This window comes from Paenibacillus sp. J22P90, from assembly GCF_059692195.1.
This window is the reverse complement of sequence record NZ_JCAUAY010000001.1, coordinates 938,654-951,324: the sequence shown is the minus strand read 5'-3', so window position 1 is coordinate 951,324 and position 12,671 is coordinate 938,654. Positions and strand designations below refer to the sequence as shown.

The 12,671-nt window shown below is 44.7% G+C and carries 8 protein-coding genes; 2 read left to right on the top strand and 6 right to left on the bottom strand.

Features of this window, described 5'->3' with window-relative positions; all coding sequences use genetic code 11:
* Positions 1-20: 20 nt before the first annotated feature.
* A complete protein-coding gene (locus AC58UX_RS03405; RefSeq protein WP_497249683.1) occupies positions 21-1,748 on the bottom strand; it encodes an FAD-dependent oxidoreductase in 1,728 nt (575 codons plus the stop codon).
* A 128-nt stretch (positions 1,749-1,876) separates the two neighbouring features.
* Here AC58UX_RS03405 and AC58UX_RS03400 point away from each other — a divergent pair, with 128 nt between their 5' ends.
* On the top strand, positions 1,877-2,770 hold the full coding sequence (locus AC58UX_RS03400; protein ID WP_497249682.1) for a helix-turn-helix domain-containing protein: 894 nt from the start codon (positions 1,877-1,879) through the stop codon (positions 2,768-2,770).
* Between the two features lie 131 nt (positions 2,771-2,901).
* A complete protein-coding gene (locus AC58UX_RS03395; RefSeq protein ID WP_497249681.1) occupies positions 2,902-4,470 on the top strand; it encodes an MGH1-like glycoside hydrolase domain-containing protein in 1,569 nt (522 codons plus the stop codon).
* A gap of 61 nt (positions 4,471-4,531) precedes the next feature.
* On the opposite strand, the gene AC58UX_RS03390 is transcribed toward AC58UX_RS03395, so the two are convergent.
* From AC58UX_RS03390 to AC58UX_RS03370, 5 genes are all read right to left on the bottom strand, one after another.
* Positions 4,532-8,095 carry a polysaccharide lyase 8 family protein gene (locus tag AC58UX_RS03390; protein WP_497249680.1) on the bottom strand — a complete coding sequence of 1,188 codons (3,564 nt, stop codon included), beginning with the start codon at positions 8,093-8,095 and terminating at the stop codon, positions 4,532-4,534.
* 106 nt (positions 8,096-8,201) lie between these two features.
* Positions 8,202-9,875 carry an extracellular solute-binding protein gene (locus AC58UX_RS03385; RefSeq protein ID WP_497249679.1) on the bottom strand — a complete coding sequence of 558 codons (1,674 nt, stop codon included), beginning with the start codon at positions 9,873-9,875 and terminating at the stop codon, positions 8,202-8,204.
* 124 nt (positions 9,876-9,999) lie between these two features.
* Complete coding sequence (locus tag AC58UX_RS03380) at positions 10,000-10,875, bottom strand: carbohydrate ABC transporter permease (RefSeq protein ID WP_497249678.1); 876 nt, start codon at positions 10,873-10,875, stop codon at positions 10,000-10,002.
* A 53-nt stretch (positions 10,876-10,928) separates the two neighbouring features.
* Positions 10,929-11,915 carry an ABC transporter permease gene (locus tag AC58UX_RS03375; protein WP_497249677.1) on the bottom strand — a complete coding sequence of 329 codons (987 nt, stop codon included), beginning with the start codon at positions 11,913-11,915 and terminating at the stop codon, positions 10,929-10,931.
* Positions 11,916-12,232: 317 nt separating this feature from the next.
* Entirely contained in the window at positions 12,233-12,559 is a 327-nt protein-coding gene (locus tag AC58UX_RS03370) for a hypothetical protein (RefSeq protein ID WP_497249676.1), read from the bottom strand.
* Between the last annotated feature and the right edge of the window lie 112 nt (positions 12,560-12,671).

Sequence of the window (12,671 nt, the reverse complement as noted above, 5' to 3'; positions counted from 1 at the left end):
GACACACGGGACTAGTATGGTTACGATCTAATCTCCCACGAGAAAATGTGGACCTGCTCGGACCCCCATGTACATAAAGGGATTAGCCGTATGGCACTTGTTGTAATTTCCACTTTCAGTTTCCGAAGCCTCTGATAATTATGAGTTACTGTTAGCAGTTCCCTCCAGCTGCCGTCGTTGTCCAGGACTTCTACCCTAAAATCCTTTAACATCGATTGGGGAACATGATAGGAAGTATTGTTCAGCGGATAGCTGTTGGGCATGTTACGTATTTTCCGGTTCAGATTGCTGTCCAAAACCAAACGTAATTCACCGATCGATTGAGGTTGTTCGAAACGGTATTCGATCCAGTCCTCTACTCTACCGGTCCATCCGTTATCCGCCTCGCCGATCGTCCGGTCATATCCATTTCTTAGCATCTCAGCATTCCCGTTGGATGCGGTTAAACTGGCTTTCTGTGTCAGCAAGGACGGGGTTCTACGGTGCCAAGGCAGATAGCAATCATCTTCCATCAGCATGTCCTGCAGTTCCCGTATTTTCTGGCGGTAGATTTCCCTTGGCATCAGCTTGTCCTTGACTGCAATAGCTGCCGCAGTTCCGATCGCTTGTCCTAACAGGGAACAAGTCCCCATAACTCGGGTGGAGCTCAATGCAGCATGCGTTGCACTAATATTTCTGCCTGCAAAAAATAAGTTGCCGATATTCCTGGAATACAAGCACCGGTAAGGAATGCCGTACGGAGATGGAGCTCGATGGTAAATGGTCGGATGACCGTCCTTATAGTGGAAGCCGGCAGGGAAGTGATCATCCATACTCCAGCCGCCGTAAGCCACCAAGTCGTCAAATTTCCCTTCAGCTTCAATATCATTCTGCGTCAGCATATAATCACCGATATAACGGCGGCTTTCCCGTTTGCCTGGTACGAAACTGATCCAATCGATTACCCAGTTTTCCACGCCGTGATCGCCATGATTTTTCATATGATCCCATACGCCGAACACAATCTTCAAGAGCTCATCCTTGATTTCTTCCGCATCATGAATGGAATCGCGATCTCCTCCAAGCTCAATCCACCAGAAATTCGTTCGTTTATCGTGTTGTCTATGGGGCAGATCTTCATCACTGGTGTAGGTATTCGCCCATGAAGGCGGGGTGAACGGCTGCGGCTTATCCGTTTCCCGTATTTGAAACAGACAGCTTAACCCCATGGTCATGCTATCCGCCAGCTCAGGCTCAATCGATTCATTGAACTCGCTTGCCGCTTCCCTTCCAATTCGATACTCCGCGCCGGTCAGAGGTGCCAGAATACCGTCTCCTGAACAGTCTGCAAAGTAATCCGCTTGAATCGTATGCCACGTTTCCGTTGTCATTTGCCAGCCCGTGACGGACTTGATGTTATCCCCATTCATTTCCGCTTTCATACAGCTGCAGTTTAGCAATAGGGTAATATTCTCTTCAAAACGCACTTTTTCGTACAGCACACTGTCCCAGATCGAATAGTTTGCTGTGGGATTCCGCGAGAGATTCTCCATTTCGAATTCTTCCAGCAAGCCTGTTTCACGATTATTAAGCCCTAGGGCACCGCCGATATTCATGCGGATCTCGGAAGAAGCGTTGCCCCCTAGCACCGGACGATCCTGTATCAAAACGACTTTAACCCCATGCCTTGCAGCGGCAATAGCCGCACACATACCTGATATTCCCCCGCCAATAATGCACAAATCGGTTTTGTGAAATCTATCTCTCATACGTAAGCACGCTCCTTTTGACTACATTCTATTGCAGACCAGAGGAGAATTACCTTGAAATTTCTGCAAAATACTCTTGAAATATCGGTACATGCGGTATAGAATTCGTATGAAAGGCGGTGGTTATGATGGAAAACCCCAAGTATAAAGCACTTTTCGACTATTTGACACATATCAGTCAGCATTATCAATTGCAAATTTGCATCCTTGATTATCAAGGCGTGACCACCAGGGATCATGAGTTTGCCAATATGCTGCACCCTTTTTTACTCCATCGCAATCCTTATTGCTTATATATTAAACAGTCTAATAAACGTCTTTTTGACCGATGTTTGTGCAGAAAAGATGTTGCGGAGAAAGGCGAAAAGCTCAAACAACCTTTCTATGGTATGTGTTACGCGGGGGTGGAAGAATTCGTCGTTCCCATCTTTCATCATGATGAATTGGTGCTTACCATTTTTGCCGGTGCTTTTCGTACACGTCAAAAAACAGCCCTATATCGAATGAAGAAAATCGCTAAAGCACACAACTTAAGCTACGAGACCATGCTCGAGCATTATTATTCATCGTTATCTCCGGAGGCCGTCCAACCGGAACTGGTCAACTCTCTATTATCGATTGCTGCGCAATATCTGAGATATATTTTTACAGATGCTATAAGTGAATTCCCACTAAGCAGTGTCAACACGAAAAAGAATACAAATTCGGATCATATTTTAATCCATGCCTTGGAATTCATACATAACAATTACTGTGAGCAAATTTTTGTTGCCCAAATCTCCGAACACTGCCACTGTAGTGAATCTTACATCAACCATATGTTTAAGAATAAGATGGGCGTAACCCTAAACCACTACATGAATCAATTAAGAATTGACCGTGCAAAGAAATACCTAATAGAAACCGATGCGCCAGTAAAAGAGATTGCTATGAATATTGGTTTTAATGATCCTAATTATTTTAGTAAAGTATTTAATGACCTGTCGGGATGCTCCCCCACGCAATATAGAAATAAAGCCTAAACTAACTTGCTGCCGCTTAGCAGGTTATTTTTTTGCATAATTTTCAAGTTCATATGCTGATTATTCAAGGGAACCATAGGATTTCCTGTTATATAATTCGATCTATACTATGATTGAGTGAGGGAAACCACATGAGCAGAAAAGTGAACATCGATTATACCCATTTGCCTGAAACCCAAGTGATTTACGCTACAAATAACACTTCTTTGCAAAGTCTGTTTGACCGTTGTGAAGAAATGATAGCAAAGAATATCACCTCATTTTTGAACAAAAAAGTACTTGTCGAAGGCTCCTACTATCCAAATGTATGGTTGGAAACCCAGCCTATGGGCGGGGAAATGTTTGCGAAACGCAATATGGAGATTGCTCTCAATAACCAACTCATCTTCATGGAACATCAACGAGCGGATGGCAGATTACCGGGGATGATTTCTATGGTGGATGGGAAAATACATCCGGATTATGCCTGGTTCCAGGGCTACTGTTTCCCTGTTCCGGCTTTCAAGATGTACTACTGGATAAAGAAGAATCGGGGCTATCTTCAAACGCTGTACGAGGTCTTGGAGGCATTCGACAGCTATCTATGGAAAACTCGGGATTCAGATGGCGATGGCTGTCTGGAAACCTGGTGCGTGTGGGATACCGGTGAAGATCACTGCACACGTCTTGAGGGTGCACCAGATTCTTGGGGTGGGGACACCCCGCCGCATGGCTTTGGCAAAGTTCCTTACGCATCCATGGACGTCATGGGCTTTTCCTGCAACGGGAGAGATGTACTTGCCCTCATATCCAAAGAGTTAGGGAACGGAAACGAGCGCTATTGGCTGGAAAAAGCAAATGAAGTGCGTGCCAAGATACATTCCTATCTATGGCGTCCTGAGAAGCATGCTTGTTATGACCGGGATTGCAACAACGAATTTATGGATGTTTTGGTGCACAATAATCTGCGAGTCATGTATTATGGCGGTTTCACACAGGAGATGGCAGACCAATTTATCGCCGATCATATGTTAAATCCAAAAGAGTTCTGGACGCCAATGCCGCTGCCCTCCATCGCTGTCAATGATCCTCTATTCCGTAATATTGCGAGTAATAATTGGAGCGGACAGCCGCAAAGCTTGACCTACCAACGAGCCATTCAGGCGCTGGAAAACTACGGACATGTTGCGGAAATAACCCTTCTAGGCAAAATCTATGTGAGCGTCATGGGGAAGGCTTCCTTCTTCCCGCAGCAATTTGATCCATTTACGACAGAACCCAGCGAAGCCAAGGATGGGTATGGTCCTTCCATTCTCTCGGTTTTGGAATACCTTGCACGCCTGTATGGGGTATCGATCAGCTGCGAGGAAGTGTTTTGGGGCGGGCTTCAGGACGGAAATTATGAACGAACCTATACGCAAAGATGGGACCAAGATCGTTATACGCTCGAGAGCCGCAACGGCTTCTTATATGGCTATATTAATGACAAACAAGTGTTTCGTGCTAGCCACGGAGTCAGAATCGTCACCGATTTGCAGGGTCGCATCCAAGCAATTATTGGCATCAATCCGGAACCGGTAGCCATCCAGCTGACGATAGCAGATCAAAGCTATGATTTTACGATCAGGCCCAACGATGTTTATAGTATCGAGAACGGAAGCATAATTCGAATCAAGCAAGTAGCTTTTGATTATACGCCGACGGGTTCAACTGCGTCATAATTAGAAGGCTGTCTGGACATGTTACGATGTCCTAGACAGCCTTTTTAACTTCTATTAAGCCTTATGGAATATAACTCACCTTAGCATCATCTACGCTCATCGAGCTGGCGTTGCCGCCAATGGCTGAACCCAGCCTATCAACCTTGGTCAAACCAGAATAGCGATAGTTCCACTGCGAGCCTCGCAGCTCGCCATTCACGTAAACATCGAACTTCTTCGTTGCTGTGTTGATAATGACTTTTAGACGGTAGGGTTGGCCGTTCGTGATCGAGGTCAGCACGTTCGTTTGGGTACCACCATTGTAGCCCCAGATTCTGCCGTTCTGCATAATAAGATGGGCGACAATGTTGCTCGAAGTGAGACTGCTGTCCGATATGACCAAAGCATTTTTCCAGTTGTTGTCATCGGCGATGATTGTCGCTTCTGCGATAACCGTACTGTTTGCTGGTGCGGTAAAGGCGTGATACGCTTCGGCTTTGCCGGAAGTGGAGGTTGTTGTTAATTTGACGGATTTATCCGATCCGCTCACCGTCTGAACCACACCTGTATTTCCAGAGATGCCTCCGTTATCAAACACCCAACCGCCTTGCCCGTTCAAATTGCCGAGCGTCATGCCGTTAAAGCTCTCATCAAAGAGACTTGTTAAAGTTAGCGGTTTATACGCTACTTTCACATCGTCCACACTCATCGAGCTAGCGTTGCCAGCAATGGAAGTAGAAACTTTGTCGAGCGCGGTCACGCCCGAGAAGCGATAATTCCAGCCCGAAGCGAGCAGCGCATCGTTGACGTAGACGTCGTATTTTTTCGTTGACGCATTAATGACGACCTTCAAGCGGTACGGCTGGCCAGTCGTAATCCCCGTTAACACATCGGTTTTGGTGCTTCCGTTGTACCCCCAAATTTTGCCGCTTTGCATAACCAGCTGCGTGGCAACGTTATTGGAAGTCAGGCTATTGTCGGAAATGATGAGGGCATTTTTCCAATTCGTGTCATCCGCCGTTACGGTCGCTTCAGCAGTGATGTAGCCGTCTTGAGGAGCATTAAACAGTCGATAAGCTTCTGCACTTCCACTTGTTGATGCAGTCGTTACTTTCAGTAATTTATCCGTGTTAGAGCCATTGTCCTTCTGTACAACTACTGTATTCGTAGTCACACCTGCGTTATTGAAAATCCAACCGTTTTGGCCCGTTAGATCGCCAGGCAGCATGTCGTCAAAATCTTCATTCACCGTATAGCCGGCAATCGGAACGCTAGTCGGCGTTGCAAAGAATGCCTTGATGCTTTTGCCGCCTGCACCGTTCACATTGACAGTGAGAGTGGTCGTACCGCCGACAGTGCTGGTTGTAATCCGCGAATCCTTATAAGCCACTGGCCCCAAAGGTTGTGTAAGCGTAAGTTGAATCGTGCCCGTATTAGCCAGTGTTGGGTCGGAAACGGAAACCTCCGTTCCATTCTCGCCTGTGCGGACCATGACGGATGCCTTTTTGTTGCTGGTGACACCGCTAACTGTTTTTGAAGCATCATTCCAGAAGTTGATACCTAGAATGCCTAGCGCATTTTCCTTCACAGCCTGTGCATCTGCCGAGTTCTCAACGACTGTGATGTCCGGATTTGCAACATACGTGTCCAACTGCCCGCTGGACTTGCCTGGCAGCGTCACGTAAGCATACCCAGCGTTTGTCGGATTCGTGCCGTGATCGAACCACATATTCAGGAAGTTGCGAGTATAGTTCGTCGTGTATTCCGCGCCTGTGTAGTACGTATTAACGCTCGACCATGGAGCTGTTCGTGCCTCGCGCACACCCTTGAGTGTCACAGCTGTCGGGAAATAGTAACCAACATCTGATCCTGCCACATTCCCGGACAAATGAACTTTGTTCACACCGGTCATGGTTTCACTCCAACCTAGCGTGGTTGATTTTGAAGTACCATTGACAGTAAGCGCATTATTGCCACTGCTGTTCAACTTGCGATTTTCAACAATCGATTCCACAACCTTGTTGTCTGTAGACGTAATGCCTGCACCTAGACTCACGATTTCGTCATCAAACATAAACCAAGATTTCTTCGCTGTGAGATTGTAGCCATTGGCCGTGTACTGCATGCCTGTAATCCCATATTGCCCTGAAATCTCCGTACCTCCAACCCAAGAGTTTGGATTTTTCGCATTCGCTGCTGCCGTTGTGTTCTGATTGACAGTCGTGCCAGGTAAGCGATAGCTATTTACGGTAGGCCAGTAATTATCCTTATACTGCGTCAAATCAGAATCATAGAGATAGGTCATCCCGTCCCCGGTATGCCAGCCCTTCAAATTCTCATTATTAACAATTTCAAAATTCCCGATTCGATTGGAAGACATACTGAATCCAAAAGCGAAGCCCGGTCTATGGTGGATCGCTCTAGCCATGTTCGGATATTGTTTGTTCATCACAAGCGCATCTCTAACGGTAACAGATGGATCGCTCATGATTTGCTTTGCTTGCACGATGGAGCTAATCATAACCAAATCAGCATACTTGGTAGGAGACGTAGCCTCCGTCATCCACTTTTTAACCATCGATTTATATGCTGCACGATCGTCGGCGGAAGGAGCGGACACAGCCATTCTTGCCACAGAAGCTCCAAGCGCCCCCATCGATGTTAAGCCCAAATCATCGCTGGCTTTTCTTGCAATGTTACGTCCTCTAACCATATCCACCATGGAGGTATTATAAAATAACGGTTCAAAGGCATTGTAAACCCATTGATAAATGTTATCGACATCTGGATCTGTAATATCCCATGTAGAACCTGCTACGATATACATGACTTTCGTCAAATTATCAATTAAACTTACGCCATATCCGCCATTGTAGGGAATGAGTGCGGTATGTTGAAGAAACGAACCATCGCTATACATGCCTTCACCGGAAGTCACATAATCGAATACCGAACTAAGCTGGTCTCTGCCCACGATGATTTTGGCACTGTTCTTCACGATAATCCCGCTCGTAATTTTAATGTTACAAGCCCATACGCGATTAGCTCCAGTCAAGCCTGCTCCCCAAGTAAGCGCTTGGTAGTCAATGACAGCATGCCAATTGTTAATTTGCGTCGAGGTTAAGCTCGAATAAATCCAAGTCGTAATATTATTGATGCTGAGTGGCGAGGAGATCTGCCAGTCAAACCAATTGTCATAGCCTCTAAACGGTACACTAGTGTTATATCTGTTCGTGTACATCCAATCCATCGCACTTATAATATCCGCCAGCAAAGTCGTGTTATTTTGAAGCGTTGAGCCTCTAGTCACATATGCTAGCGTCATCGCTTCTAAACGTTGGTAGCTTCCTGAAACATGCTCCGATTCCGTCGTCGTTGCCATATCGCTCCACAGGTAGGATCTCCCTGCGCTCTTATTCATCGTGTCCCAGTTTGTCTGTGCAAGGGTCGAAATATTAGTAATCTTGCCGCTAATGTCTGGATCAGCCGGATCAAATGTCGGGCCTCCAGTCGTAAAATCAAAAATCTTTGCTCGTAACGTGTCATACTCATCTGCCGCATAGGCAGGGTTCACTGGAAGTGCCACAAGGTTGACAATTAAAGCCAGTACCAATAAAAGCGCTTTCAATAAACGCGATTTAATCATTAATAATCCCCTTTCTATTATAAAAATGCTTCCTTCCCGAACAAATTTGCTGCAGGAAGGAAGCGCATGATGAACTACTGTGTTGAACTTCTTTGTTTCTTATTTCTTACTTCGTCAACAATTTAAAGTAATCTTTTGTATAGATAACGTCTTTCTTGTTATCTGTGTAGGCTTTTGTTAAGAAGTCATCGACTTTTTTACCGCCGCCTTTTTCCCAAGCATCTTGCGCATCTTTCATCGCTTGATCAACGGTGTAGCTTGCTCCACCAACAACTGCTTTTGTATAAATGTTGATTAGTGTATTCTTCAATGTGTTCTTCACAACTGTCAAATCATCTGGCAATGTTACTGGCAATACGATCTCGGACGTTATTGGACGATCTGGTGTGATATAAGCTTCTCTACCTTGCTTGATCAAGTCGATATACGCTTTATCATTCGGTTTGGAAGGATCCAATTGGTTCGTGTAATCCACACATTTGCCCATCGTGCCCGTTTGAGACATCATTTGGAAATCGCCGTTCCAATTTAATTCTTTCTTGTTTTTCTCAGCATCAATTGGTTTCGGGCAACCATCTACCATTTTATAGTGGACGCCTTCCATACCATACATTAACGTCTGTTGAACCTCTGGTTTCATCAACCAGTCAACATATTGAACAACAGCTTCTACGTTTTTCGCAGTTGCATTAATAGCGGTCGTAAATTGCATTGGTACAGCACCAGCAGGGGAGAATTGACCGATTTCAGACTTAGGAAGCGGTAGAATGGTTACTTTCGCATCTGGGTTATTTTTCATCAACGTATTGTAGACGTCGTAACCTTTAGCGCCTTCCAACACATCGGAACCATAAATACCAAGCTTGCCGTTTACCCAATCTTGCTTTGCTTTCTCCATGTTTTTATCTGTGAACGTATCTTTATCAACAGTGCCAGCATCATAAAGAGCCTTTCTGAATGCTAAATCTGCTTTTGGACGATCCCATGTACGCACATATTGATCATTGATGAGGTGATAAGATGTAACCATCGGCAATGTTTCATCACTCGCTTGCCCTAGTTGGTACATATAGTCAACATCCCAGAAAGTTGAACCAAGTGTATCCTTCTTGCCATTACCATCTGGATCTTGCTCTGTGAATGCTTTAGCAACTTTGAGATACTCTTCTGTCGTTTTTGGCATTGGAAGCTTCAATTTATCCAACCAATCTTGGCGAATCATCACATAATGGTTGGCTGAGAATGGCAATGTACGACCCATAAAGAACGTTTTACCGTTATATCGTGTTAATTTTTGTAAAGACTCATTGCCAGCAATCATCTTTTTGTAATTCGTGGAATACTTCGCAATCGCGTCATCAAGCGGGATAATTTGCCCTTTGGACGCCAAATCCCTCATGTAAGGATTCGAGAATTCCATGATTAAGTCAGGTGCTTGCCCCGCAGCGAACAAGACGTTCCATTTCTCCGAAGAGTTCGTACGTGGTACAGGAATAAACTCAACTTGCACAGGCGCATTCTCATTGATCCACTTCGTCCAACGGTTATTTGTAATTGAACCTTCACCTTCAGGTACATTGTTACGATCATAAATCGAAACCGTAATTTTCGGTTTAGGACCAGCCGGTTTTGCACTTGCCGCAGCTGTGCTTGCAGCGCCTGGCGTCGTAGTTGCGGTATCTGTCTTCTTATCGGATGCACAAGCTGTTAGAAGTGCTGTGCTTGAGAGTACTAGAGCTAAAGATACGGACGTTGCTTTCATTTTGCTGATTTTCTTCATATGAATACGTCACCCCTCATGATATGTACGTGCAATTTTTAGATAACCCCAATATTTTCATATCCTTGTACAGCTAAGCCTACCATGTTTAGCGCTGCACATCACCCCTTTCAAACAATTACCATTATCCTTTTACAGCACCAATCATGACACCTTTGACGAAAAACCGTTGCAAGAATGGATAAACAATCAACATCGGTAATGTCATCACAACGACACCTGACGCTTTCACACCTTCCGGCGTAATCAATGCGGCCATTTCTGGCTGTGTATTGGTCAGCTCTTGCATTAAACTTTGATTCTGAATCATTTGTTGAACCAGTACGGCTAAATTCAACTTGCTGGAATCATTAATGAAAATCAGTACATTCATAAACGCGTTCCAGTGGGCAACCCCATAGAATAAAGTTAACGCTGCTAGGACTGGTAATGACAACGGCAATACGATTTGAATAATTAAGCGCCATTCGGAGCAGCCATCAATACGCGAAGCCTCCTCCAATTCTTCCGGCAATCCTTCGAAAAAGCTTCTCAAAACCAAGAGATTATACACGGTGATCAAACCAGGCAACCACAGAGCGCCGTAACTATTGATGAGTCCCAATTTTTGAATTAATAGATAAGTTGGAATGAGACCCGCTGAGAATAACATGGTGAAAATGATCGCGAAGGAATAGAATTTACGTCCGATAAAATAACGTTTCGACAAGGGGTATGCAGCCAAGATCGTGAACACCATGTTCAAGCAGGTGCCTACCACTGTAATAATGACACTATTTCTAAAATCCGTAATGATGGGACTTTCCTTGAATAGTGCTCTATAGCCATCTAAACTAAAATCAACTGGCCAAAAGCTGACCGTTCCGGACATTAACGCATGCTTATCACTGAGCGACAGCGCAAATATATGCACAATTGGCAACAAGCAGCTAAGACCAATGATGGATAACCACATATAGTTGAGGGCGTAAAAAACCTTTTCTCCTCGTGTATGTTTCATAAGCTTCTCCTTCTAAACGTATTCAATGCGTTATCAGCGAACTGCGAATCCGCCTACCATAAACCTTGACCGAAGCGGCGTGCAATGCGGTTAGCTGCAAGCACCAAGATCAGACCTACTAGAGATTCAAACAATCCCATTGCAGTCGCAAGGCTGAAATTCGCTTGCTGAATACCGATTTTGTACATGAAGGTACTAATGACCTCGGATATATCAAGGACGGCATTATTTTGCAGGACATACACTTGATCGAAGCCTAATTCCATCAAATGTCCGATTTTCAGGATTAACATAATGATGATCGTTGGCATAATCGCAGGCAATGTAATTCGTATCGTTTGCTGCCATTTATTCGCGCCGTCGATGCTTGATGCTTCATATAGGCTTTGGTCAATGGAAGTAAGTGCTGCGAGATAAATAATTGCATTCCATCCCGCTTCCTTCCAAATACCCGCTGTTAGAAAGATGGAAATCCAGGAACCTTCTTTATATAAGAACGGGTACGATTCGCCAAACATATTTTCAATTAAGTGACTGAGTGTTCCTGTACTTTGTGAAAAGACTGTAACGACGATACCACCGACGATAACCCAGTTGAGAAAATGCGGCAGATAAACCAGCGTCTGTACAACTCGCTTAAAAGCCATCTTCCTTACTTCATTAAGCAGCAGCGCTAGTATGATAGGAACCGGGAAACCAATAACGATGCTTAACCCACTCAATTTCAAGGTGTTCCACACGATACTGAAAATTTGTTTCGTCTGAAAGATCATTTTAAAGTTATCGAAACCTGCCCAAGGGCTGCCCCAGATTCCTTTAATGAAGCTGTACTTTTTAAAGGCAATGACCAATCCTGTCATCGGGTAATATTTAAATATCAGGAAGAAAGCGATAATTGGCACAAACATGATGTACAACGGAATGTTCTGTTTTAGTATGCGTTTGCCATACTTCCTAACCAACCAGTTACTTTTAGTTTTTACTGGGCTCGCCTTCTGATTAACCATTGCGGATGTTGAAGGCGGGTTCGCTTGACTCATCGGTGTCACTTCCCTGCTCTGTAATTTGAACTCATCGTACCTGCTATGCCGTCATCCATACAATATACATGATTTCGATCAGTTAACAGGCTTATATATCGCGGTTTTTTGCTGTCTGATATACACTTCTTCTTGGGATATACATGCGTGAAATGCTTGATATATTAGGCTTTGGTTGCTCCTATTTCCCAGAATGAGGGATGTAAGCTTCGATCACAGCATCCATCTGCGCTTCACAGCTCTCCGAGAGTTGGCGTAGTTGCTCATCTTGGCGATCTTGATAAATGAGCCATTGGATTCCTGGCTTTCATTCATCGTCACACAAAATATTTTCTTACAAAATACGAGGGTGTGCAGCTCCAAGCATGGCAATAACTATTGATCAAATTGCTTCCATAAGGAGAAAATGATTTATCCGAAGGATTATACAACTCCCAGAAGCAGTCCGCTCCATCCTCGATCATACCTCCCCAATAGTAACTCATTCGTTCTAATGCTCGTTCTCTATTGCCACTCGTGATCAACGCCTCAATGAGATGATGGTACATATATGGTGTGTTAATCGGAATTGCGGTTGGCAACTTATACATGTTTTCCAGCAATGCCGCATTCTTCTCTTGGCTATGCACCTCAGCAAGGACCATCCAGATCTGTGAAGCCCACGAGACTTGAGCGTCACTTCCACTAATAAATAATCATACAGAAGTGTGTCATCCACATGCGGATGCGGCTTCTCGAACACACAGGCGCCAACCT

Coding starts and splice junctions, on each gene's coding strand:
- AC58UX_RS03405 (WP_497249683.1), bottom strand. CDS start 1,748: ATGAGAGATAGATTTCACAAAACCGATTTGTGCATTATTGGCGGGGGA.
- AC58UX_RS03400 (WP_497249682.1), top strand. CDS start 1,877: ATGGAAAACCCCAAGTATAAAGCACTTTTCGACTATTTGACACATATC.
- AC58UX_RS03395 (WP_497249681.1), top strand. CDS start 2,902: ATGAGCAGAAAAGTGAACATCGATTATACCCATTTGCCTGAAACCCAA.
- AC58UX_RS03390 (WP_497249680.1), bottom strand. CDS start 8,095: ATGATTAAATCGCGTTTATTGAAAGCGCTTTTATTGGTACTGGCTTTA.
- AC58UX_RS03385 (WP_497249679.1), bottom strand. CDS start 9,875: ATGAAGAAAATCAGCAAAATGAAAGCAACGTCCGTATCTTTAGCTCTA.
- AC58UX_RS03380 (WP_497249678.1), bottom strand. CDS start 10,875: ATGAAACATACACGAGGAGAAAAGGTTTTTTACGCCCTCAACTATATG.
- AC58UX_RS03375 (WP_497249677.1), bottom strand. CDS start 11,915: ATGAGTCAAGCGAACCCGCCTTCAACATCCGCAATGGTTAATCAGAAG.
- AC58UX_RS03370 (WP_497249676.1), bottom strand. CDS start 12,559: ATGGTCCTTGCTGAGGTGCATAGCCAAGAGAAGAATGCGGCATTGCTG.